25 protein-coding genes, 1 tRNA gene and 1 pseudogene are annotated in these 25786 nt (G+C 41.1%); 13 read left to right on the top strand and 14 right to left on the bottom strand.

Translation table 11 applies throughout. From position 1 onward, the window contains the following. Nucleotides 1-95: 95 nt before the first annotated feature. From ACYRY3_RS29945 to ACYRY3_RS29935, 3 genes are all read right to left on the bottom strand, one after another. A complete protein-coding gene (locus ACYRY3_RS29945) occupies nucleotides 96-1193 on the bottom strand; it encodes a PIN-like domain-containing protein (protein WP_460205319.1) in 1098 nt (365 codons plus the stop codon). 448 nt (nucleotides 1194-1641) lie between these two features. Next, complete coding sequence (locus ACYRY3_RS29940) at nucleotides 1642-1878, bottom strand: hypothetical protein (RefSeq protein ID WP_460205318.1); 237 nt, start codon at nucleotides 1876-1878, stop codon at nucleotides 1642-1644. Nucleotides 1879-1947: 69 nt separating this feature from the next. Then, a complete protein-coding gene (locus tag ACYRY3_RS29935) occupies nucleotides 1948-2436 on the bottom strand; it encodes a hypothetical protein (protein ID WP_460205317.1) in 489 nt (162 codons plus the stop codon). 258 nt (nucleotides 2437-2694) lie between these two features. Here ACYRY3_RS29935 and ACYRY3_RS29930 point away from each other — a divergent pair, with 258 nt between their 5' ends. Beyond that, nucleotides 2695-2898, top strand: a complete 204-nt coding sequence (locus ACYRY3_RS29930) for a Fic family protein (protein ID WP_460205316.1) — start codon at nucleotides 2695-2697, stop codon at nucleotides 2896-2898. A 52-nt stretch (nucleotides 2899-2950) separates the two neighbouring features. Here the strand turns inward: ACYRY3_RS29930 and ACYRY3_RS29925 are convergent, their stop codons facing one another. Continuing rightward, nucleotides 2951-3259, bottom strand: a complete 309-nt coding sequence (locus ACYRY3_RS29925) for a TIGR03792 family protein (protein ID WP_460205315.1) — start codon at nucleotides 3257-3259, stop codon at nucleotides 2951-2953. A gap of 131 nt (nucleotides 3260-3390) precedes the next feature. Between ACYRY3_RS29925 and ACYRY3_RS29920 the strand changes: the two genes are divergently transcribed. Both ACYRY3_RS29920 and ACYRY3_RS29915 read left to right on the top strand, forming a co-directional pair. Continuing rightward, nucleotides 3391-3714 (top strand): phasin family protein, encoded by a 324-nt coding sequence (locus ACYRY3_RS29920; protein WP_460205314.1) that lies wholly within the window; start codon nucleotides 3391-3393, stop codon nucleotides 3712-3714. Between the two features lie 79 nt (nucleotides 3715-3793). After that, nucleotides 3794-4342, top strand: coding sequence for an FKBP-type peptidyl-prolyl cis-trans isomerase (locus ACYRY3_RS29915; protein ID WP_460205313.1), 549 nt, complete (start codon nucleotides 3794-3796; stop codon nucleotides 4340-4342). A gap of 98 nt (nucleotides 4343-4440) precedes the next feature. On the opposite strand, the pseudogene ACYRY3_RS29910 reads toward ACYRY3_RS29915, so the two are convergent. From ACYRY3_RS29910 to coaD, 4 genes and pseudogenes are all read right to left on the bottom strand, one after another. Beyond that, a pseudogene (locus ACYRY3_RS29910) lies at nucleotides 4441-5871 on the bottom strand (DnaB-like helicase C-terminal domain-containing protein); the annotation flags it as partial. 260 nt (nucleotides 5872-6131) lie between these two features. Then, complete coding sequence (locus tag ACYRY3_RS29905) at nucleotides 6132-6497, bottom strand: Ycf66 family protein (RefSeq protein ID WP_460205312.1); 366 nt, start codon at nucleotides 6495-6497, stop codon at nucleotides 6132-6134. A gap of 144 nt (nucleotides 6498-6641) precedes the next feature. Next, nucleotides 6642-7337 (bottom strand): DivIVA domain-containing protein, encoded by a 696-nt coding sequence (locus ACYRY3_RS29900; protein ID WP_460205311.1) that lies wholly within the window; start codon nucleotides 7335-7337, stop codon nucleotides 6642-6644. Further along, nucleotides 7220-7798, bottom strand: a complete 579-nt coding sequence (coaD, locus tag ACYRY3_RS29895; RefSeq protein WP_460205310.1) for a pantetheine-phosphate adenylyltransferase — start codon at nucleotides 7796-7798, stop codon at nucleotides 7220-7222. Before coaD ends, ACYRY3_RS29900 begins: the two co-directional genes overlap by 118 nt. Nucleotides 7799-8005: 207 nt before the next feature. Between coaD and lgt the strand changes: the two genes are divergently transcribed. The 6 genes from lgt to ACYRY3_RS29865 all read left to right on the top strand — a co-directional run bounded on the left by lgt (nucleotide 8006) and on the right by ACYRY3_RS29865 (nucleotide 16856). Next, a complete protein-coding gene (gene lgt / locus ACYRY3_RS29890) occupies nucleotides 8006-8902 on the top strand; it encodes a prolipoprotein diacylglyceryl transferase (protein WP_460205309.1) in 897 nt (298 codons plus the stop codon). 206 nt (nucleotides 8903-9108) lie between these two features. Continuing rightward, nucleotides 9109-9876 carry a precorrin-4 C(11)-methyltransferase gene (gene cobM / locus ACYRY3_RS29885; RefSeq protein ID WP_460205308.1) on the top strand — a complete coding sequence of 256 codons (768 nt, stop codon included), beginning with the start codon at nucleotides 9109-9111 and terminating at the stop codon, nucleotides 9874-9876. Nucleotides 9877-9913: 37 nt separating this feature from the next. Next, the gene (locus ACYRY3_RS29880) at nucleotides 9914-10267 is read left to right on the top strand and encodes a phenylpyruvate tautomerase MIF-related protein (RefSeq protein ID WP_460205307.1); all 354 of its coding nucleotides are present in this window, start codon (nucleotides 9914-9916) and stop codon (nucleotides 10265-10267) included. 636 nt (nucleotides 10268-10903) lie between these two features. Next, a complete protein-coding gene (locus tag ACYRY3_RS29875; RefSeq protein ID WP_460205306.1) occupies nucleotides 10904-13789 on the top strand; it encodes an ATP-binding protein in 2886 nt (961 codons plus the stop codon). Nucleotides 13790-14047: 258 nt separating this feature from the next. Beyond that, entirely contained in the window at nucleotides 14048-16264 is a 2217-nt protein-coding gene (gene ppk1 / locus ACYRY3_RS29870; protein WP_460205305.1) for a polyphosphate kinase 1, read from the top strand. A gap of 175 nt (nucleotides 16265-16439) precedes the next feature. Then, nucleotides 16440-16856 (top strand): response regulator, encoded by a 417-nt coding sequence (locus ACYRY3_RS29865; RefSeq protein ID WP_460205304.1) that lies wholly within the window; start codon nucleotides 16440-16442, stop codon nucleotides 16854-16856. Between the two features lie 155 nt (nucleotides 16857-17011). Here the strand turns inward: ACYRY3_RS29865 and ACYRY3_RS29860 are convergent, their stop codons facing one another. Continuing rightward, on the bottom strand, nucleotides 17012-17194 hold the full coding sequence (locus tag ACYRY3_RS29860; protein WP_460205303.1) for a hypothetical protein: 183 nt from the start codon (nucleotides 17192-17194) through the stop codon (nucleotides 17012-17014). 159 nt (nucleotides 17195-17353) lie between these two features. Between ACYRY3_RS29860 and ACYRY3_RS29855 the strand changes: the two genes are divergently transcribed. After that, nucleotides 17354-17905 (top strand): DUF2854 domain-containing protein, encoded by a 552-nt coding sequence (locus ACYRY3_RS29855; protein ID WP_460205302.1) that lies wholly within the window; start codon nucleotides 17354-17356, stop codon nucleotides 17903-17905. A 72-nt stretch (nucleotides 17906-17977) separates the two neighbouring features. On the opposite strand, the gene ACYRY3_RS29850 is transcribed toward ACYRY3_RS29855, so the two are convergent. Continuing rightward, entirely contained in the window at nucleotides 17978-18238 is a 261-nt protein-coding gene (locus ACYRY3_RS29850; RefSeq protein ID WP_460205301.1) for a CRR7 family NDH-1 assembly protein, read from the bottom strand. A gap of 414 nt (nucleotides 18239-18652) precedes the next feature. Between ACYRY3_RS29850 and ACYRY3_RS29845 the strand changes: the two genes are divergently transcribed. Then, a complete protein-coding gene (locus ACYRY3_RS29845; protein ID WP_460205300.1) occupies nucleotides 18653-19687 on the top strand; it encodes a GGDEF domain-containing response regulator in 1035 nt (344 codons plus the stop codon). A 53-nt stretch (nucleotides 19688-19740) separates the two neighbouring features. On the opposite strand, the gene ACYRY3_RS29840 is transcribed toward ACYRY3_RS29845, so the two are convergent. Both ACYRY3_RS29840 and ACYRY3_RS29835 read right to left on the bottom strand, forming a co-directional pair. Continuing rightward, the gene (locus tag ACYRY3_RS29840) at nucleotides 19741-21315 is read right to left on the bottom strand and encodes an alkaline phosphatase D family protein (RefSeq protein ID WP_460205299.1); all 1575 of its coding nucleotides are present in this window, start codon (nucleotides 21313-21315) and stop codon (nucleotides 19741-19743) included. Between the two features lie 243 nt (nucleotides 21316-21558). Next, nucleotides 21559-21630 (bottom strand) — tRNA-Thr (locus ACYRY3_RS29835). Between the two features lie 34 nt (nucleotides 21631-21664). Here ACYRY3_RS29835 and ACYRY3_RS29830 point away from each other — a divergent pair. Then, nucleotides 21665-21934, top strand: a complete 270-nt coding sequence (locus tag ACYRY3_RS29830) for a DUF3493 domain-containing protein (RefSeq protein ID WP_460205298.1) — start codon at nucleotides 21665-21667, stop codon at nucleotides 21932-21934. Nucleotides 21935-22424: 490 nt separating this feature from the next. Here the strand turns inward: ACYRY3_RS29830 and ACYRY3_RS29825 are convergent, their stop codons facing one another. Next, nucleotides 22425-24113: a DUF1565 domain-containing protein gene (locus tag ACYRY3_RS29825; RefSeq protein ID WP_460205297.1), complete on the bottom strand. Its 1689-nt coding sequence runs from the start codon at nucleotides 24111-24113 to the stop codon at nucleotides 22425-22427. Nucleotides 24114-24506: 393 nt separating this feature from the next. On the opposite strand from ACYRY3_RS29825, the gene ACYRY3_RS29820 reads away from it, so the two are divergent. Continuing rightward, complete coding sequence (locus ACYRY3_RS29820) at nucleotides 24507-25043, top strand: alpha/beta hydrolase (RefSeq protein ID WP_460205296.1); 537 nt, start codon at nucleotides 24507-24509, stop codon at nucleotides 25041-25043. A gap of 63 nt (nucleotides 25044-25106) precedes the next feature. Here the strand turns inward: ACYRY3_RS29820 and ACYRY3_RS29815 are convergent, their stop codons facing one another. After that, nucleotides 25107-25304: a hypothetical protein gene (locus ACYRY3_RS29815; RefSeq protein WP_460205295.1), complete on the bottom strand. Its 198-nt coding sequence runs from the start codon at nucleotides 25302-25304 to the stop codon at nucleotides 25107-25109. Nucleotides 25305-25786: the final 482 nt, after the last annotated feature.

Raw genomic sequence — 25786 nt, 5'->3', positions numbered from 1 at the left:
GAAAATCCTAATACAATTGACCTTTTTCCACTAACCACTGATTGTGTAATAAACTAGGGGTCTACAGACAACTGATAACCGAACACCAGTCACTATTAAATCAACCGATGGCAGGGGAAAACATCTTTTATGTTAGCGTTGAAATACTTACCATGTGATGAAGCATTCATGAGGGCAGCATAAACTGTGACCGGAACACCTTGATACTGGTAAACTTCCCCTTTCTGGAATTCAATTTCCAAAATTTGGTTGGCAGTATCATAACCTACACTACGCAGGCACGCTGACTCGACTGTTATTCGCTTGGTAATTGTGTTCTGAAATATAACATCTCGAATTTCCTCGACTGCTTCTGGCTGAGTTGGTAGTTCAAAAAACTTTTCTGCATCCTTCAAGAATTGGTCACTATGGTACATATAGAATTGAAAGTTGTCTATTCCTACCTCAGAGATGATTTCTTGAATAAGGTCTGGTCTTGGCTCTAGAGATTCTCCATCATACTTCAACCACCAATCTTCCTTATTATCATCCGTCACAAAAATTATTGGTCTTTTCTGAATTTTTGCATAATCAATCAATTGAAACCACAGAATAACATCTCCGTAATTTCTAGGAATAGGTTTATTCGCATCTTTATATCCTGGAGGTTTCTGATAGCTAAACCGCTTTTCTGCTTTCTGATAAAGATTTTCCAGTTCTTCATCAGTATATGGTTCACCTACTTTTCCTTCAAACAGATCTGTGAGAACTTCTCTGAGTTCATCATGTTCCAAGTAGTTTGGGTGCTGATTTTTTGCTTCATTTATCTGAAATACGATCTTATCTATAACGATTTCAATATTCTCTATAATTTGTTGAGGCTTGATGAATGGGTGTCGTTGATAATCGTGAGAGAATTCACTCCTGATTTCTTGAAGTTTCTTAGTTAAAATTTTTTCGATATCGTCATAAGCCTTAATAAATTTAGAGATAACATATATTCTGTTTCTTTGGTATTCATATCCCACTTGGTGAGGTATCCAAATTCTCTCTTTTAATCTATGAAGAATTTCAAAAAATCTCTCTCGCGTTTCTGGTGTATAACAATAGATGTGTAACAAAACATTTGCATCAAAAGAAAAAATACAATTTTTCCATATTTCCGTTAATTCTTCCGACGTAGGCTTATAATATCCACGAAATAAATTTCGCATATCTAGTTTTTAGACTCTTGGTAGCAGGATTGATAGTTACAATTATTGTTACAGAGTCAAGTCGGTCGATGCAAATAAAGTTAAAAACTTTTGGTCGTCCTTTACCATTAGTCTTGTTGTGCATTATGATTAAATTTCATCTATCTAAAGAAGTATTTTCTGGATTAAATTTTAATTTAAAGATAAAACCAAGACCTCTCCAGAACACAATGTAGAGACGCGCCATGGCGCGTCTCTACACGTATGTTATTTTATACATTAAATTTAACTAAGGAACTTCCAAATAAAAAAATATCCAACTTCCTCTTGTAGTCTCTTGTAGTCTCTTGTGCTCTCTTGTGGTCTCTTGTTGACTAAGGACAAAGGACGAATTATTTCTTATCCCGGTTCGCGCCGTTGTGGAATTCCAAATGATGGAAACCTCTCCATACCTGTGCGTAGGTGCGGTTCAGGTTCGGGAAGAAAACCTCGTTGTTCTCAAACTTTTTCTGATAGTGTTGCTTGATAAGGCAAAACCAAACTCTTGAGTTGCTGCTGTATCTTTGACCGACTTAGCAGCAACGTCGTTACCTGACATATGGAGAGTTCGGTGCTTAACTTCTAGTTGCATAGTAGGTATGAAGCTAGACCCGAGGAGTGTAAAGCTGACAATAGTGAGTAAGAGTTTAATTGTTGCGGGTCGCATAGAATTTACCTCACTGCCAAATATTTGCAACTTTCTGCTAAGAACGTGAAAATGAAAAGTGAGTGAGGTTTATTCAACACTGACTGGGGTAAAATCTACTAAAAGTGCTTCAAAGTCTTTTGACATTTGTGTAAATACGGATAAGTATTGAGATGCCATTTCCTTTGTCAGCAGTTCTATCATCAATCTGTTTTCTATCCACAACTCCATAACATCAAATAAAGAGTCGCGGTTACAGCGTACAACGCGCCAACCTTCACGCTGCCCAATTTGTTCTATTTCTTCCTGAGAAAGGGAAACAGACAGCGCGGCGTGCATATCTATATAGTGAGAAGCGATCGCGGTCTGTACGAAAGTACATTCGCCTTCCGCTACACCGGGGACTAGCTGAGTACCTAAAGGATACAACTCAATTGCTGTACCGTTTTCATCGAAAGAAACAACAATGTAACTGCCTGGGTGGGGAAAAAAGTTAAGAACTTGCCCTTTTAAGATTTCTGCAAAAACTTGTGCAACGCGGTAAGGATTTTTAACAGAGATTGAAAAGTGGTGAATCATGGGATAGCCTCAGTTCGATGTTTCTTAGATTAGGGAATAATCGGGGAGAACTAGGGGAGGCGATCGCCAATTCACCGATGAAACTTCACAATCAAGTAAAGTTACAATGAATCTTATGTATTAATACGCAGTTTGAAATGTAAAATCAACCAATAAATACTTATAAATCAGATATCCTAGTAATAGATGATACACCTGAGAATTTAAACCTGTTATCTGCCATGCTAATGGAACAAGGGAAAAGTGTCAAGTGAGCTTATGGAACAAACAATCCGTCAACTTTGTCAAGACAGTTTTTTAACACATAAGCAACTTGAGAAGTTGTTAGGTCGCTCTGCAACCACACTCCGAGTTAATTATCTCAGCACTATGGTAAAAACTGGTCAACTGGAATTGCAATACCCAGACAAACCTACTCATCCAGAGCAAGCATATCGTACTAAAAATAACCTTTTACCGTAAGCAAGTTATTCAGTACTTTTGTCTACATCTGTTATTCATCTGGGGGCATAACTCACTTTTGCGGAAACTTCCTCACTTGATACTCTTCTGACTCGACAATCTGTTGTGGAAATCCCAGGGCTTGAGTAAACTTTTGTTCAATTGCATCTAAATCCTCTTGGGGTATGGCTTTCCACTGCTCCCGCGTTGCCCAATGAATGATTAAAACAACTTCTGCAGCATCATTTGGGTTGATCCACACTTCTTTTCCAAGGAACCCCGGATACTTCGCAAGGGCGGTTGTCCAAATTTCTGCATCTTTCTGGATAAATTTTTCCCGTTGTGCGGGCGGAACTTTCACCTTCAGTAGCTCGATAACCACACTGTTTATCCCCGTATTTGTTTGTCAGAATAGAGCTGTAATCTATATTAATTAACCTTCGTGGCATAGGTCTATAGCATAGATTTATGAAAAAGGGTTTTTTCCTTTGAAACAATTGATAGAAAGGCATTATGGACAATAACAACTGGATGCAGCAGTTATTAATGTTGGGTCTCGGTACAACATCCTTGGTAGCTGATAAAGTTAGGGAAGCAAGCGATCGCCTTGTGAAAGATGGCAAGCTCGATCCCGAACAAGCGAAGGCAGTTATGGATGATATGGTACAGCAGTTAAAATCGGAACAGGGAAACTGGGATGCCCAGATGCAACGGCAACTGCGAAATATGTTACAGGATTTGGGGGTTCCCCGCCAGTCAGAAATGGATGAATTGCGGGGTAGAATAGACCGCTTGGAGCGTCAAGTCCGCGATTTGGAAAATAAGCTTTGGCGTTAGTGGTGCGCTTTGTGTTCTAAACTAAGTTTTGTCATAGTGGTCATCTTACAATCGAACTTCCTAAGTAGGGAGGAATATTTTGAAAGCAATTTTACTCAGCGTGGGTTTCATGCTGTTTTGTGTTGTCGTTTTGATTCTGGCGCAAATAGGCGGTGACAAACAAACTACCGCTACTGCTGCCCAATTGAGTGAAATCACAACCGCATCCACTCAAGTCGTCACTGAAAACAATACCTTAATTGCGAGCAAAGCCATGTCTGATGCTAACAAAGCCAAGCCTGATGCTAACGTCGTCACTACGCCCTCTGGATTAAAGTATGTCGAAATCAAGGAGGGAACTGGGGCGACTCCTAAAACCGGGCAAACTGTTGTCGTTCACTATACGGGCACTTTAGAAAATGGTAAGAAGTTCGATAGTTCACGCGATCGCAACCAGCCCTTTAGTTTTAAACTTGGTGTCGGACAAGTCATCAAAGGCTGGGACGAAGGTCTCAGCACTATGAAAGTCGGCGGTCGCCGTCAGTTAACCATACCCGCAAACTTGGGATATGGTGCTCGTGGTGCTGGTGGCGTTATTCCACCCAACGCTACCCTCATTTTTGATGTGGAATTGTTGGATATTCGATAAGGGTTGGTGGTTAGTAGATAGTAGTTAGTAGCAACCGCTAACCACTAATTACTAACCACCCACTACCAACCACTAACCACTAACCACTAACCAAATTATTAATACCCCCCTGGTCTAGCTAAATTTTTAAACTTAGTTAACTGTGGATCGAATAAGAGTTTAACAACCCCTGTTGGTCCGTTACGGTGTTTGGCAATAATCGCTTCAGCAATTCCGCGATCGGGACTATCAGTGTTATAGTATTCATCTCTGTACAGCATTATGACTAAGTCCGCGTCCTGCTCAATAGAATTGTGGACAATAATGTTATTTGCGATGAAATTATGAAATTGAGGAACTGTTAAATCATAGACCTCTTCTTCACCATCAGCTTCTATTGAGACAATTTCATCCCAGTAAACATCGCTATTAGCTAAGCGGTTTAATTTTTCAGATTTGACAACTCCAGCTAATCTCTCTGCTCTTTCTCGGCTCAAATTTTGTTTATAAAGAGCTGTGCCACAATGAGCAACACCAAGTGAAGATTGCATTTGGCGTATAGTAATACCATACTGCTGCATTGATGGAACAGCATATAGTTTCCATATATCACGAGGTATTACGTCTCTATTAGTGTTAGCAGAACGTACTTCAATGTATTCTGCAATGCGAGGTATAATCTGCTTGCCAAAAGCTTCAATTGCAACAGATGCAACAGTATCAGCTAAATCTTCTTCTCTTGTAGTATATTGAATTACGTGTCGGGGAAGAGTACACCCATCTCCAATCAGATGTCCGAGTAAGGCAATTTTAGAATTGCTTATAGATTGTACAGAAGAACTAGGTAAGCACCGGGGTAAAGCAATGCGATCGCCTATTTGCATTTCGTCAAGTTGCTGCCAACCGTGAATTGTGAGAAACTTGTGATTCCCAGTAGCTCGAATTGTGCGTCCTAAACGGGTTACAAGCCGCATGATATGCTTAACACCTGTAGAAAAAGCATTGCTAACAACTGCTTTTTCTAATTGCATTGTTTCTTCATTCAGTGCCCAAATTCGGAAACCCGATTTACCTACCAATTCCCGAATTGGTATTTGTACCCCGTTATCTGCTAACGTTACCAAGCTATCACCTGTTAAGCAACCCGATTCTCTCAAATCAGAAAGCATTGGACGCTTGTTAGTGCGTGATTCCACACCTCGACTCAACTGAGATAAAGCAATCACAGGAACAGATAATTCACGGGCTAAACTTTTAATACTGCGGGTAATTCTTGACAATTCTTGCACGCGATTATCACCTGCGCCTTCCATCAATTGCAAGTAGTCAATAATAATCAATCCCAGTTCCGAACCAATTTCTGCTTGTATGCGCCGTGCCTGACTTCGCATTTCCGTGACTGTGATGTTGGGCGTATCATCAATGTAAATTGGCATGTCTGAGAGCAAACCAATAGCACGACTTAAAGGTTCCCATTGTGTCTGGCTAATTCTTCCACTTCGCAAATAACCAGTTTCAATTCCTGCTTCGCTAGCTAATAATCTTTGCACATTTACTGGCACTTTGTTGATGTGATTTGGATTATCCTTTTCGGTTTGCTGTATTTACTGTAGCGGTTCTCATTTAAGTCATATCTACTACCACTACTCCCTTTCTGCTCTCAAATTACCGATTTTTCTAAAGTAGGTTATGCCCCATAACAGCTTTTGTAGTTGATAAGTAGTAGGGTGGGCACTGCCCACCATTAGCAGTTGGTAAGTAGTAGGGTGGGCACTGCCCACCATTAGCAGTTGGTGGGCTACGTCTACTTTTAGGGCGATCGATTATCTATAAAATCTACCAAAACATATTTAATACCCAGATAAATGATAGATACAGTTAAAAGAAACTGCTGAAATTGGAGAATAGGATCTAAACGCCAACCTTGAAAAATTAAAACTATCCCACTTAATGGAAGTGCAACAACAGCAATGAGTGCTTGTCCTAAATATAATAGTTTGGATAAACTACTCATATTATTATGTCTTCGTATTAATATAATAATTGTTGCAATTAAGTAAGCTATTCCTAATAAAAATAAGAACAAACCGTTAAAAAAAGCTGTATTTAAACCAAAATTCACCTGACCGTAAATAGGTGTAAAAAAGAAATCATTCATCAAATTTGGTAAAAGCATCTACTAACACCAATTTCTAAGACCAAGAGGCAAAGTGAGGGGGGAACTGGGTTTGTGGATGAAACACAAAAAGACCAAGTTAGCTGCAATGGGGATCGCCATTGTCTGCTCTTCTTACTACCAGCTATTTGTGGACGTCACAAACTATTTCTTTTTAGGAGGTAGAGAATTGCGCCCTTTTGGGTTGTCTGAGTACAATTGTTGGCGTCCGTTGCGGATTATCCGCAACATATCTTGAAGCTGCTGCTCAATATTTTCTAAAACATTATCAGCATATTCGTCAGCACCCTGTTCAATTGCTTCGGCTTCTGCAAGTGCTTGCTGGCGCATTTCCTCTATTTCTTGCTGACAAGCACGGCGCTTGCGATCGATTTCCTCAAGAGTTTCTTGCATCATCGCCTCACAGTCTTGTTGCACTTGTTGCCGCAGTTGTTCGGCTTCTCGTTCTGCTTGTCTAAGGATGTCGCTTTCATCCAAAATTTGTGCTCTTTTGGCTTGCGCTGCATCAACAATTTGTTGTCCGTACTCTTCGGCTTGTAAGAGAATTTCCTCCTTTTGCTGAAGAACTTCTGCTGCTTCAGAGAAAGCTTCCGGTAAAGAAAGCCTGATGAAATCAAGCTGGTCTAGCAGCTTGTCTTCATCCACTAACGTGCGATGCGTAAGTGGAATATTGAAACCTGAAAGAATCATTTCTTCAAGGCGGTTAAGTTCCTGTTGAAGATCTACGCCTGGTGTTCGCGTAGCGTCTCCGTCGTAGGAGATTCCATCGGGGTATTCTGCCGAGAGGGGATTGGCTCCGTTTTGATTTGATTCGATACCTGGTTGTTTTGGGCGTAACATTGGTAAATATCAAGGGCAACGTGCGGGGGAACAAGATGATCTATAGAGCCACCAAACCTAGCAATCTCTTTTACAACACTACTACTTAAAAAACTATACTCATTTGATGTTGCTAGAAAAACTGTCTCTATTTCATGAGAAAGCGTTTTATTAGTATGAGCCATCTGAAGCTCTACTTCAAAGTCTGAAATTGCTCGCAGACCCCGCAGAAGCACTTGTGCTTCCCGCATATGGGCATATTTGACGGTGAGACCATCAAAAGCGTCTGCTTCTACATTAGTTAAATGTTGCGTTGCCAGACGAATTTGTGCCAAACGTTTTTGGACAGTAAACAAAGGCATTTTGTTGGGGTTCCGCAAAACAGCCACTACAACACGCTCGAATAAACGACTACCCCGTTGGATAATGTCAAGGTGTCCTAGTGTGATAGGGTCGAAGCTTCCTGGATAGATGGCAATCACGATGATAGATGCCTCAAAGTTGATGAGGTGATTATATCTGACCTATTTTGAATTTTGAATTTTTAATTGCTTATACTCCCCTATCAACCCAAGGCGATTTAAAATCTACCCTGTAGGTTTCCTGGGGTTTCCGATGCCCGCATTTTAAATTAAATATAAAATCGAAAAACACTTCTCTTTTGCGGGTTGCGACAGACACGCTTTTCAATGCACTCTTTTCTTCTCATGTCTTTTATGTACTTTGGCATAATACCAGACTTTTGCACTTTGCCTTTGGCATTTCAATTTACTTCCCCAGGACCGATTCTGGTGAAATTAGGACCATTGGTCATCCGTTGGTATGGTTTTCTGATTGCTTCAGCCGTTTTGATTGGCGTTAGCCTTTCTCAATACCTTGCAAAGCGCCGCAATGTCAATCCCGATCTGCTGAGCGATTTATCAATCTGGTTGGTGATCGGGGCTATTCCAGCAGCACGGTTATATTACGTTTTGTTTGAGTGGTCGGAATATGCCCAACATCCAGAACGGATTATTGCCATTTGGCAGGGAGGTATTGCGATTCATGGAGCAATTATTGGTGGCGTTACTGCCGCATTAATTTTCGCTAAACTTAAGCGGATTGCTTTTTGGCAATTGGCGGATCTGGTAGCTCCTTCACTAATTCTAGGTCAGGCAATTGGACGCTGGGGCAATTTCTTCAACTCTGAAGCGTTTGGTAATCCCACAAATTTACCTTGGAAACTCTACATTCCCCCAGATCGCCGTCCTCCGGAGCTAGCAGCATTTGAATACTTCCATCCTACGTTTTTATACGAATCTTTATGGGATCTCATGGTGTTTGCCTTACTGATAACCTTGTTTTTTCGGGGTGTGTCTGGCAAACTTTCTTTAAAAATTGGTACGCTGTCTTTAATTTACTTGGCAGGTTACAGCTTGGGACGCTTGTGGATAGAAGGTCTTCGGACTGACAGTTTAATGTTTGGTCCACTACGGATAGCACAAGTTGTCAGTCTACTCGGAATTATTTTTGGCTTGGCTGGGTTAGCTTGGCTCTACATCATTAAACGTCCTCTACCAGATGTTGTCCCCCTGAGCCAGGAGTGAGGGTGCAGGATGCAGCTAACTCAAAATAAAAAATGCCCCAGAGTGTTCTCTAGGGCTTAACCAGGGTGCATCTACCAATACACTCTTCTAAAGTAAGAAGACCTATCCGGAAAGATACGGAAGAATACCAAGATTTTTTTGGGAAGAATTGTTGTGTGCTTGTTTATGCGTGATTCTACTAGCCTTTTAGCGATGAAAAAAAACTTATGCCCCTAGATCCAGCAGTGTACATTGTAGGAGCCGGACCCGGAGATCCAGAATTGTTAACGGTTAAAGCACAAAAGCTGCTTGCTTGTGCCGATGTGATTTTGTTTGCTGATTCCTTGGTACCCCAACAGATATTGCAGCTGTGTCGAGATGATGCTGAAATTGTTCGGACTGCAAATAAAACTTTGGAAGATATTTTGCCAATTATGGTATCACGGGTGCGATCGCAAAAATCTGTGGTACGGCTTCATTCTGGAGACCCCAGCCTCTACAGTGCTATCCACGAGCAAATGCACCTTTTGGCAGAAGCAAATATTCCCTTTGAAGTCATACCGGGTATTAGTGCCTTTCAAGCTGCTGCTGCCAAACTTAAACTAGAACTGACCGTTCCCGGTGTAGTCCAAACGATCGTACTAACGCGCATTAGCGGGCGTACAGAAGTGCCAGCAACAGAAGAACTCGCAACCCTAGCCGCTCATCAAGCTAGCTTATGCCTGTATCTTAGTGCGCGTCATGTTGAGGAAGCTCAAGCCAAATTACTGGAACACTACCCACCAGAAATACCAGTGGCAATTTGTTTTCGATTGGGATGGCTTGATGAGAGAATTTTGGTTGTGCCGCTTAATCAAATGGCAGAATCCACTCATAAAGAAAAGCTAATACGCACCACGCTTTATGTTGTCAGTCCTGCACTTTCACAAGCAACAAAGCGTTCTCGTTTATATCATCCAGAACACAGCCATTTGTTTCGGCAGTCGCAGCTCTAAACTCAACAACATAGAACTATTAATTCCAAATCAAGCTATGCCTCTCATTAAAGTACAAACCTCTGTATCTACTCCCGCAACAGCTGAAATTGAAGCAATGCTCAAAAATTTATCAGCTCAGTTAGCTAAACACACAGGTAAACCGGAATCCTATGTGATGACAGCTTTGGAAACAGGAATTCCCATGTCCTTTGGTGGCACTACAGATCCCGTTTGTTATATAGAAATCAAGAGTATTGGAACAATGCTGCCGCAGCAAACTAAAGAGATGAGCCAGGATTTCTGCCAGGAGATTAATAAAGCATTGGGCGTCCCTCAAAATCGAATATATATAGAGTTTACTGATTCTAGGGCTACAATGTGGGGCTGGAACGGTTCAACTTTTGGTTGATTACAGCAATTTTCAAGTCAGCAATGTTCAAGAAATAAGGGATGTCCAAGAAATAAATTATCCTTTGAATGTGGTTCGGGCGTCCTCGCCCATTCTATAATTTAGTGGCTCTCTAGAAACCCGCGCCACAGGAGAACATTTATTATCAGAAACCCGGTAACTTTTACAAAACCGGGTTTCTACGTTTTATGTTGTTATGTTTGTCTACTCATATCTTGCACCACGCTCTCCCAATCGAAAACCATAGGCTAAAAGCTGATTAACTGTAATAAAAACTATCAATCAGTTATTGCTAATTGAAGTATTTCTTGCAGATTTAATAATAAATAAATGATAAATTCCGTAGTTCCAATAGTATTTTAACTATCTCAGTTATTAGTAAAAATACTAATAAATTATATTTCAATGAGCAAAATTTTTAAGTTTAAAGTAAAGATACATAATTACACATAAAACTTTTATGATTAGATTTTTTGGGACTTTTGCAAAGCAAGACTTTCATTAAAAATGCGAAAATTTACTTAAAAAAAATATGAAATTAAAGCTTGAGTCAGATTTTCAGTATTCTTACGATTATTTAAAAACACAAAAATAGGTTATTTCAATAATCTAGCTATCAAAATAAAATAATTTCTAATGTATTTTCAGCCAATTTTGGGTGCAAAGAAAAAACAATTCTCATCCTCACTCCCTCGTAGCCTGAGTGTCCTTGAAACTTGGGGCTTTGGTGTGACTGCCCATACTGGATGGATTACTGTAGCTCCAGCTTTGTGTGCGGCACTGGGAACAAATGCTGTCTTTGTCTGTTTGCCTGGAATGATTGTGGGCATTTTGCTGAATTTGCAAGTGAAACACTTAGGCAAGCATTGGCAGGATATGTCGGGAGGAACGCCCAACTACGCAACGAGGTTACTTAAGAATTATCCGGGATTAGGTCGTTACATAGCAGTTGGATATTTTGTAGGTTGGGCAGCAGGACCAGCCGTGCTTGCAGTTGTTCTTACAGACTTAATTAAAGAGAATCTTGCATCATTAGCTATTGTCTGTCCGGAACTAGCACTCAAAATTGGCTTCACCTGCATTGCTTTTGTGGTTGCCTTTAGTGGCACCCGTGCTTTAGCAATATTGCATTTGTTTGTGGTCATTCCGGCGGGTGCATTCACGCTAGCTTTTTGCTCACTCGGATTGTGGTGGTTGGCTTTCTCGAATGAGAGCCCCGGTCTTTCTCCTTCTTTAGAGACGTTCCATGCAATCTCTCTAAACTTTAGTGACTGGGCAAAGTGGTACTTCATTGGGACTTGGAATCTCTACGGCTGTGAAACAACGTCCTCTTTTGTTGCTGATAGCCGACGACCAAAAGAAACTTTGCGGTTTTTGACCATTGCTTCTTGGCTGATGCCTCCCGTTTATCTCGGTGGCACTCTGGTACTAGCTCAGTTAGCTAAAGAGCCGGAACTAGGTAATAGCACGTACTTGAGCCTTTTAGCAGCATCCAAGCCATTTTGGGGTGAATATGCTTCTATGTTAGTGACGTTGCTAATTGCTTTCTCCAGCCTTCTGAATTGCGCGACTGCTGTCTGTGTCCTTCCCCGTATTTTGTACCAACTTTCTTTAGACAGGCATATATCCCCCGTATTCGCTTTTGTCTCAAAGCGAGGTGTCTTGACTCCTGCGTTGATATTTACCTTTTTATTTAGTGTTCTATGTTTGATTTGGGGAGATGTTGCCAGAATTGTGATGATAACCAACACTGGTTACTTAGCGTCCATAACAGCATTTCATTTAGGAATGTGGATGCGGAGGGGCAAACCTGAAGTCCGATGGCCTTGGTTATCGCTGTTGTTTTTCATTGTAGAAGCAGTTGTCCTGGTAGTTGGGGGTTTGGCTTGGAGTTGGCAAGATTTCCTCATCGGATTGTTGTTGCCTATTTTCATTTTGGTTGTAGATGCTGCTATCCGCCGCATTCGATTTGCGCCTCTCCATCCAAACTGGTGGATTGAACATGACAATGCCCAACCTATCGTCCAGTTTAAGGATTTCATTGCCGTTCAGGTTATTGTGCTGCTGTTATTAACTTGCGGTGCTACCACCATCGGTTGGATGCTGAGTGCTTACTTAAACAGAAACTCTGGTGAGGTTAGTACCAATTTATTGGTTATCCTGCTTGCAATAGTTGCTTTCGCTACGGTAGCAATTGCCTGTTGGACGACATTACCACAAATAGCATCTATTGCTGAAGCTCGTGAACTTGCTGAAAGCCGCTTTATCACTGCCCTCGATACCGTTCCCGATACTGTTTTGGTCTTGGATGAAAACGGTACCATTACTCAAGCTAACCCAGCTGCCCAACAACTTTTAAAAATCGGAATTCATCAGATCGTGGGGCAGGATCTGAACAAATTTTTTTGCAATTTAGATGATTTACCTGGCAATTGGCAAACCAAGAGCGAACAGATTTTACAACTTCCAGATTCAAGCCAGCGCATTATTGAAACTACAATTTCTTACAGAGAAAATCAAAAGAGCCAAGAATACATTGTGTTTTTGCGGGATATTAGTGATGTCTACAACGAGCTTCACTTACGCAAGCTTTCTGAAGAGACCTTGCGTCATTCAGAAGCTACCTTAAGACAACAAACAACTGAATTAGAACAAACTCTCAAAGAATTGCAAAGTGCTCAAGCACAGTTAATTCAATCTGAAAAAATGTCCAGTCTCGGTCAACTTGTGGCTGGTGTTGCCCACGAGATTAATAACCCTGTTAACTTTATCTATGGCAACCTGGCTCACATAGATAACTACGCTCAAGATTTACTTGCTTTAGTTCAACTTTATTCCCAAACTTACCCCAATCCAACTCCAGATATCACCGACTTCACCACAGAAATTGATTTAAACTTCCTGCAACAAGATCTACCCAAAACTCTTAATTCCATGAAAGTGGGAGCGCAACGCATTCGGGAAATTGTACTGACTTTACGCAATTTTTCTCGTCTTGATGAAGCCGAGATGAAACCTGTTAATATTCATCAAGGTCTTGATAGTACTTTATTAATTTTGCAGCATTATCTGCAGGGAAAACCCGAACAGCCTGAAATTGAAGTCATCAAAGACTATGGAGATTTACCCGAAGTTGAATGTTATGCAGGACAGTTAAATCAAGTCTTTATGAATATCCTCACTAATGCAATTGATGCTTTACGTTACTCAGAACTAGCGCAGTCAACACAAAGACTTGAACAATATCCCAGTCAGATTACTATTTGTACGCGAGTTAAAAATAGTTCTTGTGTGACTATCGCTATTAAAGATAATGGACTTGGGATGACTTCAGAGGTTAAGACACGGTTGTTCGATCCCTTCTTCACAACGAAACCCGTAGGTAAGGGAACTGGTTTGGGATTATCAATTTGTTATCAGATTGTTGTGGAGAAGCATGGTGGTAAATTAGAGTGCCTATCCCAACCAGGAAAGGGTACGGAGTTTTTGATTGAAATTCCTATCAAACCTGGTAAACTCTGAGCAACCAAATATTAACTTACTCTTAATCCACCTTTAAGTAAGTTGACAGAAATAAAAGCAGTTATGTTAAGCAATATAAAAAATGTCTATAACGCTGACAAATAAGTGATGTCGAATGACAAAGGTCTGCCTTAAAGTCACTCCTGTTTTTTCTTTGCCTTTGGGTAGAAGCAGTAACCCCTTTTCATTTACTATTGTGTAATATCCATATCCCAAGTTAGGGTTAGAAGCCCTATACTACCTGGCTTTAGGTTCAAAATGGCAAAATCTAAGAAGACTGCCCATCAAGTCAATCTCACAGATCCTCAATATTATCTCAACCGTGAATTAAGTTGGTTGGAGTTTAATAAAAGGGTGTTACACGAAGCCTGCGACCCCCGCACACCCCTTTTAGAACGCCTCAAGTTTTTGGCAATATTTAGCTCTAACCTAGATGAATTCTTTATGGTGCGCGTGGCGGCACTCAAGGAACAGGTAGAAGCAAAAATCAACTTTGTCACGTTTGATGGTCGCACGCCAGAGCAACAGCTTGATGAGATTAGTGCGGCTTTACGTCCACTGATTGCTCAACAGCACGAACATTTTGAAAAAAGCTTGCGTCCCCAATTGGCCGATCGCGGCGTTCATATTTTAGATTATATAAATTTATCAGATAGACAAAGAAGTTACTTAGACAAATACTACGAAGAACAAATTTTTCCTGTCATCACTCCCCTGGCTGTCGATCCCAGCCATCCTTTCCCCTATATCTCCAATCTCAGCCTCAATTTGGCTGTTATGGTCAAAAATCCAGAAACGGAAGAGGAACTGTTTGCCAGAGTGAAGGTTCCTACAGTTTTACCGCGATTTTTGCCCTTACCTTCAGAGTTGGGAATTCAAAATTCCGAAAAACCAAGTTTTTGGACTGGTGTACCCTTGGAACAGGCAATTGCCCACAATTTAGAGTCCCTATTCCCTGGGATGAACATCCAGGAATACCATATGTTCCGCATCACGCGTGATGCGGATTTGGAATTGGAAGAAGATGAAGCTGATGATTTGCTGTTGGCGGTCGAACAGGAACTGCGAAAACGACGTGTTGGTGGTTCTCCTTTACGACTGGAAATACATTCTCAGACTCCTGAATCGGTCAGAAAACGTTTGCTAGAGGATTTGGAATTAACGGAGAATGATGTTTATGAAGTAAACGGTCTTATGGGGTTGAAGGATTTGATGCACTTTATGTCACTACCAGTTCCAGAACTCAAAGACCAACCTTGGCAATCTGTAGTCCCTCCCCGCTTGCAAAGGATTAAAGAACCAAGTATTAATCCAAATATACGGGAGCTAGAGGAAGGAAAAGACTTTTTTACAGTTATTCAAGAAAAGGATTTGCTAGTACACCATCCCTATCAATCTTTTTCAGCATCCGTTGTGCGCTTTATTACCACAGCAGCCCATGACCCAAATGTGTTAGCCATCAAGATGACTCTATACCGGACATCTTTTGACTCGCCAATAGTCAATGCTTTGATTGCAGCTGCTGAAAATGGCAAGCAGGTGTCTGTATTGGTAGAACTCAAGGCGCGGTTTGATGAAGAAAATAACATTTATTGGGCAAAGCGACTGGAAAGTGTTGGCGTTCATGTTGTTTATGGTTTGGTAGGTCTCAAAACTCATTGCAAAACTGTCATGGTAGTGCGCCGCGAACACGATCGCATTCGTCGCTACGTTCATATTGGAACTGGCAACTACAATCCAAAAACAGCACGACTGTACACCGATTTGGGATTATTTAGTTGTAATGACGATTTGGGAGCAGATGTTACAGATGTTTTCAATTACTTGACAGGTTACTCCCGGCAAAAATCCTACCGACTGCTTTTGGTCGCGCCTGTGAATATGCGCGATCGCTTTATTTCTCTGATTCATCGGGAAATGGAAAATGTTCAAAATGGTCTCAGCGGACGCATTGTTGCTAAGATGAACTCCCTTGTCGATCCGGAGATTATTGCGACTTTGTACCAAGCTTCTCGTGCTGGCGTACAAATCGACTTGATTATTAGAGGCATATGTTGTTTGCGCCCTGGATTGAAAGATATTAGTGAGAATATTCGCGTTATCAGTATTGTTGGTCGCTTTTTAGAGCACTCCCGTATGTATTATTTCTACAATAACGGACAAGAGGAAATTTACATTGGTAGTGCTGACTGGATGCCTCGTAACCTGGATCGCCGTGTAGAAGTCATTACTCCAATTTTAGATCCAGATATAGCTAAAGATTTGCAAGAAATTTTAGGGATTATGCTAGCAGATAACCGTCAAGCTTGGGAACTACAACAAGATGGCAGTTACATTCAACGCAGTCCTGGTGAAGATTGCCCGGACGCTAGTTCGCAAAAAATTCTCATGTCTATGGCTTCAAACCTAAACGCAATTGCTTCAAATGCAGTTAATATAAATACAAAAAAAGGTTCATCGCATCTTGACAATTAGTTCACACTATTTTGATAGTCAGATGTTATTTCTTTCCTGTAGAATTCCTCTTTTTGACTTATCAGTTTATTTGCCACTGGCACGGACAAATTATTCAACCATTGGATAGAGTAAGTTAACGGGCTGCTTCTCATAAACTATAAAAGTTATCGTACATTATCTTTAGTTCCCTAGGATGTTAATGTTGTCCTGCGAGTCTTCTACCTTAAGAGTCCTAGTGGTTGATGACCACGAACTAACTCGTTTAACCCTAAAATTAGCCTTTTCTTCCCAAGAAAATATTCAGGTAGTGGGTTTAGCCAGTAATGGTAAAGAAGCCATAGAAATGGTTGAACGTACTCTTCCTGATGTAATTGTTCTAGATTTACAAATGCCAATTATGGATGGATGGAGTGCATCCGCTCATATTAAAGCCATCTCCCCAAGTACCCAAATTATTGCCTATTCCTCAGTAGAGGATGCCAAGTGCCAAGATACCAAAGAAGTTGGTAGTCTGGATGCTTTCTGTAAGAAAGACGTACCAACTACAGAACTAATTGCTTTGGTTAAGCAGTTGGGGCAGGGTGTCAACAATTCCTCCCTACCAGGGTAGCTGATATAGTATGCTTGTCTTGGACTTGGGAAACCAACACATAGGTGAGAATTCGGGGTCTAAAAAAAATGGAACTGCCTAAAGCTGTCGGTAGAATTGTTGATTTGCAATCTCTACCGACGCAACTTTTTATTTATTTTTACTATCTATTGCACTTAACCTATTTCTGCTTCGGGGAAAGTGCGTCTGAATTCATCAATTAAGTCGTCCATTTCTTCTAACGCTTGATTGACGTCTACTCTTAGAGTTCCCAAATTAGGTTGTTCTAAGAGGCTTAGCAGATATTCACGTTTGCTTCGCACTTGGCTGACTCTTTCTTTGATTGTTTGTGCATCCATTGTTGTGTTCCTAAACTCAGCTGTGATTCTCACATTTAAAGTTAACGCAAAAATATAAGCTTTTATTCCTTGAAAGAAAGGAACTTTGTTTTCTGGCTTGTTAGCGAGACCCAATGGTAGTACAAAAGAAATACTAAGAATTTGTACTACGCTGGAATTATGCTACGCCAATTTTCTTTGGGGACTCTCGGCTTAACTATCGGTGGAATCTTAACCATCATCGGCTTTGCTGCTTATGCTGCAGATAACGCTACACTCAATCTTATAGGATTCTTTTACGGTATTCCTCTTCTTTTAGGAGGGCTTGCTCTCAAGGCTAACGAACTTCCGCCTGTGCCTTTTAGTCAATCTACAACGCCACAAGTGCTAAAGTTACGGCAACAGCAGGCAACTTCTACTCAAACTAAAATTCGCCAAGATATTACTCGATATTGCTACGGTCAGGATGCTCATTTTGATAAATCTCTTGAGTTCTTAGGTTTAGGTTCCTCAGATGACGAAAGACCAGTGCTTTTAGGGTTACGAGAAACAGACATTAATGGATTTTATGCCTTAATCTTGGAATTTGACTCGCCTTCAGTACCAATCGATATCTGGCAACAAAAGCAGGAAAAAATGACTAATTATTTTGGTCCTAATGTGGAGGTGTCAGTCTCTCAAAAAGATTCTAATACAGTTGAGTTAGCATTAATTGCTAATTACAAGAGTTAGTGATTAGTGGTTAGTAGTTAGTGGTTAGTGATTACTAGCTATTAACTACTAACTACTAACTACCAACCAAAACTATTTTTCTAAGCGAACTGCGTACCACTGCAAATATTTATCTGGTCCAATATCTAATTCACAACTTGTATCCATCAAATATTTTACTTTTGCTTCTACTGAATCAAAGGAGCGTAAATCCGCTGGCAAATCTTCTGATTTTAATTCTTGCAAAGCTCCTTTCAGCTTATCAAATAGTTCCAAGGCAGTCAGAATTTGCTCTGGTTGATTTGTTTCTAAAACAACAAAATAATCTTGCTCATACATTAGTGAATCTGGCATACAGAAGAAGATTGGGTAAATTTCAGCTTGGCTTATTGTTCAATATTGTAGGTTATACCAGTAAATATGCTATGCTTATTGCTCTAAAATTTTATGGCTTAATTAAATCGATCGCATTATCTTGTAGGAATTTCCTACACTCTACAACCTACATCTTCATTAATCAAGAGTAAAATAAAGCAGATTTAACAAAAATAACAAAAATATGTAAATATCTTGTGAAGTAATCATTTTGCCAGCCCAGTTTTTGCAAATTAGTAATGAAGCAGTTCAATTACGTCTGAGTAATTGGGAACTATAAAATTAACCTCTTTTAGATTTAGTTTAGTTATTGGGGTAAGGTGTAGGGGTAGAGCGTAGAACCTCCACAGCAACACTACCCCTATTCTATTTTGCCTTTATGGAACGCAACTCATGTCCGGCATAAGCCAATTTTCTATCCCCAACGAACCCCCTATAATTCTCGTTGCTGATGATGATAAGAGCATACGGATGCTGTTACGTGAAGCTATGGAAAAAGAAGGCTATCGAGTTGTTGAAGTCCTTAATGGCAAGCAGTGTTTGGAGGTATTTGCAACTGTTAAACCAGATCTAATTTTGCTAGATGCTGTTATGCCAGTTATGGACGGCTTTACTTGCTGCAAGCAATTAACCCAATTATCCAGAACTCTTTGGGCTTCCAGTCTTGTCAGTTCTCTAACAGGATACTCTTTTGGTAATACCACGATTTCCAGATTGTGCGATCGCATTCCCATTTTGATGATTACGGGCTTGGAAGATTCCGAATCGGTAGATCTGGCTTTTGAGGCGGGAGCAAGCGACTATGTGACCAAACCAATTAACTGGGCAGTTCTGCGTCAAAGGGTCAAAAGGCTGTTACAGCAAGCACAACTCTACAAACAGTTAGAGGCAGTCACCCAAGCTTTGCAAGAACTTGCCAATGTAGATGGTTTAACTGGCGTTGCTAATCGTCGTCGTTTTGACCAATATTTAAATGCTCAGTGGTTGAACTTGGCAGAGGAGCAGTTGCCCTTATCTTTAATAATGTGCGATATCGATTATTTTAAACGTTACAACGATAAATACGGTCATATACCAGGAGATGCCTGTTTGCAGAAAGTTGCATCTGTCCTCAGCCGTACCGCTGAGAAAAATCAGGCTTTAGTAGCGCGTTCTGGCGGTGAAGAATTTGCTGTGATTATGCCCAACACCAATGCCTCCGGTGCAGTTCACGTTGCTGCTGCCATGCAAGCCGGGGTGAGGGAACTACAAATTGAGCATACCGAATCTACCGTAAGTCAGTTTGTAACCCTAAGCGTAGGAGTAGCCACAACTATTCCCATTTTTGGGGTTTCTCCAACAAAATTGATTGTGGCAGCAGATAGGGCGTTATATCAAGCTAAGGCAGAGGGTCGCAATCGTATTATTCTCAAGCATTTGTATTCTTAGGGATTTCCAAAAAATAAGTGAGGTGGGTAAGACGCCCACCCTAATTACGGAATCTAAGCACGTTCAGCGCCTGGTTGCCCGTTTTGAACTACAAACGAAGCTAGAGTGCTAATGCTTGCCTTTTGTTCGCGAATTGTAGAAACAATCCGATAGTCACTTTGCCAAGTACTAGGTGTGAGATAGCAACGAACATAACCCCGGTTTTTACCGTCAAAAAATTTAGTCTGGGGGTTAGCGCTTAGAGCGGCGACAACAGGGGGAATAAAGGCTTCTGGGAAGTCAGAGGAAATTGAGGTACCTACGAATTCAGTACCAACAGTGGGTGAATCTGGGTTGTTGAAATCAGCTTTTAGATCGTGTACCCAACTGGAATGGATGTCACCCGTAATCACAATCGGGTTCCTGGGTTGCTGTTGTTGTAAAAATTCTAGTAACCTATTGCGTGCAAATACATAACCATCCCACTGATCCAAGTTAAACACTTCTTGAGTTGGAGTGGGGTCGAAATCAAATTGTGCCAACATGGTTTGCTGAGCAATAACATTCCAGCGAGACTGGGACTGACGCAAACCTTGGAAGAACCACTCTTGTTGGTCTTTACCAGTCATAGTCGCATTTGGATCGAAAGCTTCGGCACAAGGGGGTTTTAAGCCGTCATCACAAGGCTGGTCGGTGCGGTACTGGCGGGTATCGAGTATGTTTAACTCGGCAATGTCTCCAAAGGTAAAACGCCGATAAAGCTGTAAATATGGTCCTTGAGGCAGCGATGACCGACGCAGAGGCATATGCTCGTAGTAAGCTTGGTAAGCGTTGGCTCTGCGAGTGACAAACCCTTCTGGGTCTTGATTTTCTTCTGGAATTAAACTAGCGTAGTTGTTTTCTACTTCGTGGTCGTCCCAAGTCACTATCCAGGGAAAAGCAGCGTGAGTCGCTTGCAGATTGGGATCGGTTTTGTAAAGGGCGTGGCGGTTTCGGTAGTCGGAGAGGGTGAGGATTTCAGGGCTGTTGTGTTGGCGCGGTCCCCCTGGCTCTGGTCCATATTCATAGATATAGTCCCCTAGATGAACGACCAAGTCCAAGTCTTCCTCAGCTAAATGCTGATAGGCTGTGTAGTAACCGTTTTGCCAGTCTTGACAATTGGCAAAGGCAAAGCGAAATTTATCGATACGAGCATTTCGTGCTGGAGCTGTGCGAGTACGACCAATGGGGCTAACCTCATTACCTACCTTAAACTGATACCAGTACCAACGATGGGGTTTTAATCCACGTACATCCACATGGACAGAATGTGCAAACTGTGGTGTTGCTATCACTGTGCCTTTTCTTACAACTTCTCTCATGTTTTCATCTAGGGCAACTTGCCATTGCACTGGCACATTTACAGATGGCATCCCACCTCCATTTAATGGATCGGGAGCTAACCTTGTCCATAGCACGACACTATCTGGTAAGGGATCGCCAGAAGCAATACCAAGACTGAAGGGATAAGCAGAAAAACTAGGCTGTGCGAGAACTCTGTTAGTCCATTGAGTTGCGATTGCACTTGCGGTTGCGACTCCTGCACCGACTAGAAAGCGCCGCCGCTTTGCTCTAGTGGATAGCAAGCGATCTAAATGAAAACACGCCATAGCTATTGTTTTGCGAAATTGTTAAGAGATTTGGGCAGAGACTACAGACGTGGATTTGGTATAAAATCCAGCCGAGTGTTGCAAAACTAAGCTACCAACTGGGCATTAAGTAACTATTAAGGCTGTGTTAATCTTGCAATAAATACTGACAGTTTTACGTCCACCAAGTTGAAGTCGGTAGGCATCGCCCACCCTACTTAAGGGCTAGTGCTATTTATCACATCAGTTATTGTTATTCTTTGAAGCCGATGACGGGATTTGAACCCGTGACCTGCTGATTACGAATCAGCTGCTCTACCGCTGAGCCACATCGGCATACATAATACAAGATTATAGCAGTATTTACTTTATGGTTGAACCCAAAAGCAAAAATCGAATGAATTCTCAACAGTATGCCCGTTTGAAAGCAGAAGTCGCAGCCCCCTATCGCGGTTTGCGAATGTTTATTTACATTGCCTGCGGTGCATCTGGTTTGATTGGTGCATTCATTTTTCTAACTCAGTTGCTTGCAGGACGTGATGCTGAAAGCGCTTTGCCTAACTTAGCTGTTCAAATAGGGGTAGTTGCTTTGATGGTTTTCCTCTGGCGTTGGGAGCAGCGTCGCCAACGACGCTCATAACAGAACTACCCCACCTATGCTCAAGGCATGGACATCGGAATGATTGGGCACAAAATTATTGTATTGTGCCCTTTTCTCCCCTTCAGTAAAAATTGGATGTTAATTTGATTCCTTTTGAATAACTAGTGTTTATTTATACATGCATTTCTTGTAACTTAACAATTGTGTACACTAAACAACAAAAAGACAGAAAAAATTAAAAAAATATTAGGAAATCTGAAAAACGAAAAATTCCTGAGAAACTAGTAATTGTTAAAACGGGGTCAGCTTATATAAAGACCCTGAATATAAGTCAAAAGTATAAAAAAGGGTCAGTTACAAATGTAAAGACCCTTGTGTTAACAAAATCTTTTTATTACTAAAAGTGCCAGTACTCATGTCTTGTGAGTGCTGGCACTTTTGATGATTGTTAGTGGTTAGTGAATAGTGCTTACTAGATTGTAGATACTAACCGCCAACCACTAACTAATAACTACTAACTATCCTCGTGTTATGGAGTTCTGACCAAATAGGGAGAAGGGATTGGTTGTAGGCTACCTCGACTAACCAGTGCTTGGTAAACAAAGGCTGCAACTTCTGCTCGAGTTGCTTGACGATTGGGGTTGAGTTGCTTAACCGAGGGATAGTTAACAACAAGTTGTTTTGCAGTTGCTGCTGCTACAGGAGCTGCGGCATAGTTTGGAATTTGGGCGGCATCACTATACACAGAAAGAACGTTCTGATTGTCCACGTTCAATCCCAAACCGTTAGCTAGGGAAACTAGCACCTGTACTCGTGGGATTTGTTGCTCTGGTTTAAAAGTTCTATCGGGATAACCAGATACAAAACCACCTTGGTAAGCAGATTGAATCACCTGATAAGCCCAAAAATTACGGCTAAGATCGCTAAAGCTAGCAGTTTCGCGTTTGGCGCTAGGTGTAAAGGCTTTGCTAATAATGGCAGCAAATTGGGCACGAGTGACGGGTTCGTTAGGTTTAAAAGAACCATCGGGGAACCCAGCAATAATGTTTTTAGATGCTAAAGCTTCAATATAGGTTTTTGCCCAATAACCTGTAGGCACATCTTTAAACGCTGTTGCGCCTCCCCCTATTGGTGCTTCAACAGTGGCTGCAACAAACTCAACTTTGCCAGAAATCCTCTTCACATCAATATCATTGCCAACAGCAAGTATAGTGTTGCCTGTAGTGGCATTTAATACATCGAAGAATTTTTTGACATCTTTTTTACCGTTATTACGGATGATGTTCTTACCAGGATTTTCTGCCGTTCCTAAATCTGGTTGTGCGTTTTGAATGACAACTAAACCATGATCTCGATTATCCTCAATGACATTGTTACGCAATGTTGGTTTAGAAGACCCATTCACCACAACACCACCATTGTTTTGTATGATTTGGTTATCACTAATTAAAGGTGATGCTAAATCGCTGACTGCAACACCAAAACCAGTGTTCTGAAATAAGTTATTGCGAACCTCTCCTTGAGCAGATTTAGCTACAGAGACACCGTTACCTTTATTTTGAATAAAGACGTTATTTTCAATTTTTGGATTAGCTTTGCCTGTAACAAAAACGCCCTCACGTACACTATTAGTAAAAGTAGAGTTTTGAACAACTGCATTAGATGTTTCAATCCACACGCCAGTACCGCGATTTTCTGGGTTGGTCACTGTGACACCAGTGATAATACTATCGTTTTGGGCAAGGATGGCTACATTCTGACGGGCAAAAGTGGGACTGATAAAATTACCGCTACCTACAATTAATATTCCCTGACCTTTAGAGGATTCATCACCGCGCAATGTTACTCCAGATGCGATCGTTAGAGGAAAGACTTCTCCGTTTTCTTGACTGTAAGTACCCGGAGCAAGTTGAATGACTGTACCTGCTTTGGCTTGCTTGAGAGCGTAGGTAATAGTTTTGTAGGATTTGGCATCTGAAGTCCCAGTATCAGGGCTATCTTGTCCTGTTTCCGGATTAACGTAGAGAGTTGCTGCACCGACGGGTACTTGTGCTGTTGTCATAGTCGCAGTGACTTTTTGCGGCGCTCCCCCAGCATCTACCTCAGTTTCTGACAGGATAAACCCACCTCCAACTACTAGCAAAGCTGTTAACCCTACAGGCAAAGCATGAATGGCAAATTTTTTTGATTGTGGAATGTTGAATCCCTGGTGTCTCATCTTGATTTGTGTCTTTATATGTACGCAATTAGGTTTATTTGAAGGAGGAAGTATCAAGTATGAAGTATGAAGTGAAATACAAAATATTTCATCCCTTCTCCTTTATCCTTCACTTTTTAGACTTTATCCGGCTATTTGCACGCTTAATGAACTATAAAACCCATGCAAAACTATAGCCGAAGACATATCCCTTGGCAGCTGGGTTCCCTAGTAGAAACGAAGGTTTTTTATTGTTAATTTTTTTACTATATTTGCACTGATAAATACTGAAGTGCCAATTTTTCAGCAACTTGACAAACCGGGTTTCTCAAGGAAGCCCGGTTTATAGAAAAATTTGCAACTCATCTTATGAAAACAGCGTCAAAGAAATAGCACGCGTTCTAAAATTAGGTAATGCTCTGCCAATTGTTTTCACTCCGTCGCACTTCGGTTTTTACTGTTATCGCCTGTCTTCTACTGAATGGGTTTCATGCTATTGCTGCTGAAAAGGTGATACTAAAGTATCGTGTTTTCCGGGAATCACTATCTGTGGCAGATTTGTCATCTTTTGCCGAAACTGGAAAACCATCTAGTGCTCTTTCATCCCATCTAGCTTCAGCAGGGCAAGATCCTCAACGGGTTCGCAAGTATTTGACAGAGCCGGTGAAGGTTAACCTTGTGATTCTTGATAAAGTACTCAATAGTCAAATTGGTAATTCTGTACTCGACCAGCTAAGCCAAGTGATTCACACGCCTTCTGGTAAAGCTGACAGACAAGCTTTGCGTTCTGCTTTGATTCTTTGCGCCAATCAAGATGAGAAGATTACTTTGCTAGAAGTCATTCAAAATTATCCAACTTCAGAAGTTGAAGTTGATGGGGCAAGGCTCGAAACGGCTTATCGCCAGCTCTTGCTTTTACAAGGAAATTTACAAAATTTGCTGAATTTTTAGCTCTTAGTCTTTTGTCTTTGGTTGTTTCCGGATATATTTGACCAATGACAAACGACTTCTGAGTTAGTATGCCAGTGTTTCTAAAGTTTCTCGTAAATAACGCTGTACCTGCTCCTCAAGTCGAAGTGTTTGTACTTGGCTACCACGCTCTAGCAGCCAACGTTGGAAACCCGAACTACCTGCGATCGCACTCTTTAAACTATTCCATATTTCAGCGTCACCGGAAAATTGGCGATCGTTCGTTATTTGAATCCTTACCATATTTCCTTATCCTCATTATTAACTTTGTTAAGCCAGGGCAGTTTCCACAATCACCAACCCTGAAACTATAGAATTTTTGCTAGTCTACTCTAAAGGTAATGTTTTTAACCAACTAATTCTGTTTCATTGGTTACTAAAACCCACACCGTATTCACATAACTTTAACAATGGCAAGGGCTCATGTCAAAAGGAGTGGGCATAACAATGTTGCTGCTGAAACTTCAGCCAACAACTTTCTCTTCCCCTTACCCTTATTTACAACTAAAATAACAAATTAATAAAAAGCCTCACTCATCTGAAAGCCATAATACTGCTTTCGTAGCGACTAACATCTTAAGGTTCAATAACTTATATAAAGAATTCTTCACAGCTTATCGTTAGCTGTTGTTGCTATGACAGATGTTTGGTATCACGTTCGAGTCATTTAAAAAACCAGAGTTAAGAGTTTTCATTGTATAACTCCTAACTCTTGCCGTGTACAA

This window comes from Scytonema sp. NUACC21 (genome assembly GCF_054684315.1).
The sequence above is the reverse complement of the archived record's forward strand: the minus strand, read 5'-3'. Positions and strand labels throughout refer to the sequence as shown.

Excerpts from the sequence above, each read along its gene's own strand:
- ACYRY3_RS29945 (WP_460205319.1), bottom strand. The coding sequence starts at position 1,193 with ATGCGAAATTTATTTCGTGGATATTATAAGCCTACGTCGGAAGAATTA.
- ACYRY3_RS29940 (WP_460205318.1), bottom strand. The coding sequence starts at position 1,878 with ATGCGACCCGCAACAATTAAACTCTTACTCACTATTGTCAGCTTTACA.
- ACYRY3_RS29935 (WP_460205317.1), bottom strand. The coding sequence starts at position 2,436 with ATGATTCACCACTTTTCAATCTCTGTTAAAAATCCTTACCGCGTTGCA.
- ACYRY3_RS29930 (WP_460205316.1), top strand. The coding sequence starts at position 2,695 with ATGGAACAAACAATCCGTCAACTTTGTCAAGACAGTTTTTTAACACAT.
- ACYRY3_RS29920 (WP_460205314.1), top strand. The coding sequence starts at position 3,391 with ATGGACAATAACAACTGGATGCAGCAGTTATTAATGTTGGGTCTCGGT.
- ACYRY3_RS29905 (WP_460205312.1), bottom strand. The coding sequence starts at position 6,497 with ATGCTTTTACCAAATTTGATGAATGATTTCTTTTTTACACCTATTTAC.
- ACYRY3_RS29900 (WP_460205311.1), bottom strand. The coding sequence starts at position 7,337 with ATGTTACGCCCAAAACAACCAGGTATCGAATCAAATCAAAACGGAGCC.
- lgt (WP_460205309.1), top strand. The coding sequence starts at position 8,006 with ATGCACTCTTTTCTTCTCATGTCTTTTATGTACTTTGGCATAATACCA.
- cobM (WP_460205308.1), top strand. The coding sequence starts at position 9,109 with ATGCCCCTAGATCCAGCAGTGTACATTGTAGGAGCCGGACCCGGAGAT.
- ACYRY3_RS29880 (WP_460205307.1), top strand. The coding sequence starts at position 9,914 with ATGCCTCTCATTAAAGTACAAACCTCTGTATCTACTCCCGCAACAGCT.
- ACYRY3_RS29875 (WP_460205306.1), top strand. The coding sequence starts at position 10,904 with ATGTATTTTCAGCCAATTTTGGGTGCAAAGAAAAAACAATTCTCATCC.
- ppk1 (WP_460205305.1), top strand. The coding sequence starts at position 14,048 with ATGGCAAAATCTAAGAAGACTGCCCATCAAGTCAATCTCACAGATCCT.
- ACYRY3_RS29865 (WP_460205304.1), top strand. The coding sequence starts at position 16,440 with ATGTTAATGTTGTCCTGCGAGTCTTCTACCTTAAGAGTCCTAGTGGTT.
- ACYRY3_RS29860 (WP_460205303.1), bottom strand. The coding sequence starts at position 17,194 with ATGGATGCACAAACAATCAAAGAAAGAGTCAGCCAAGTGCGAAGCAAA.
- ACYRY3_RS29855 (WP_460205302.1), top strand. The coding sequence starts at position 17,354 with ATGCTACGCCAATTTTCTTTGGGGACTCTCGGCTTAACTATCGGTGGA.
- ACYRY3_RS29850 (WP_460205301.1), bottom strand. The coding sequence starts at position 18,238 with ATGCCAGATTCACTAATGTATGAGCAAGATTATTTTGTTGTTTTAGAA.
- ACYRY3_RS29845 (WP_460205300.1), top strand. The coding sequence starts at position 18,653 with ATGTCCGGCATAAGCCAATTTTCTATCCCCAACGAACCCCCTATAATT.
- ACYRY3_RS29840 (WP_460205299.1), bottom strand. The coding sequence starts at position 21,315 with ATGGCGTGTTTTCATTTAGATCGCTTGCTATCCACTAGAGCAAAGCGG.
- ACYRY3_RS29830 (WP_460205298.1), top strand. The coding sequence starts at position 21,665 with ATGGTTGAACCCAAAAGCAAAAATCGAATGAATTCTCAACAGTATGCC.
- ACYRY3_RS29825 (WP_460205297.1), bottom strand. The coding sequence starts at position 24,113 with ATGAGACACCAGGGATTCAACATTCCACAATCAAAAAAATTTGCCATT.
- ACYRY3_RS29820 (WP_460205296.1), top strand. The coding sequence starts at position 24,507 with ATGCTCTGCCAATTGTTTTCACTCCGTCGCACTTCGGTTTTTACTGTT.
- ACYRY3_RS29815 (WP_460205295.1), bottom strand. The coding sequence starts at position 25,304 with ATGGTAAGGATTCAAATAACGAACGATCGCCAATTTTCCGGTGACGCT.